The sequence below is a fragment of the Campylobacter novaezeelandiae genome (genome assembly GCF_004323845.1).
GTDB lineage: Bacteria > Campylobacterota > Campylobacteria > Campylobacterales > Campylobacteraceae > Campylobacter_D > Campylobacter_D novaezeelandiae.
Genome location: NZ_QPGR01000041.1, coordinates 1 through 546 on the forward strand (window position 1 = coordinate 1; position 546 = coordinate 546).

The following is a 546-nucleotide window of genomic DNA, read 5'->3' on the forward strand; positions in this document are numbered from 1 at the left end:
TTAGTATTATATTTATATCTATTTTATTATTTTATATGCTTAGTTAAACACTTATTATACATATTTATAACTATAAAAAGCTAAAAACGATAAAGAAAAAATCGCTATTATGAACAAATACTTTGCTCCAGATATCAAAAATTATCCAAAAGTAAGCAAAAGCGAACTCAAAGAAGCTTTTGCTCTTTATGAAAAATACAGAGCTTTAGGACTTAGTGCTACTCCAACCATTATAAAATAATCGATGCTTTTTAAAGCATTGATTATTTAACACAAAACACTACAAAAATATTTTAATTTTACAAATCAAACTTCCATAAAACATTCTTATTTCAAACACTTATCACAATACATATTTATATCTTTTAAAAGCATAAAAGATAAAGTTATAACATAAAATCATATAAACTATATAGTTAAAGCATAAAGTTTTTAATAACTTTAAAAGTATATTAGTGAGCAAAACTATAAAAACTATAAAAACTATAAAAACTATAAAAACTATAAAAACTATAAAAACTATAAAAACTATAAAAACTATAAAAA

Annotated in this window: 1 pseudogene; it reads left to right on the forward strand. The window is 20.1% G+C overall.

The window, feature by feature from the left end:
* Positions 1-76: 76 nt before the first annotated feature.
* Positions 77-241 (forward strand): annotated as a pseudogene (locus DU473_RS08515) (bifunctional thiol oxidoreductase); the annotation flags it as partial.
* Positions 242-546: the final 305 nt, after the last annotated feature.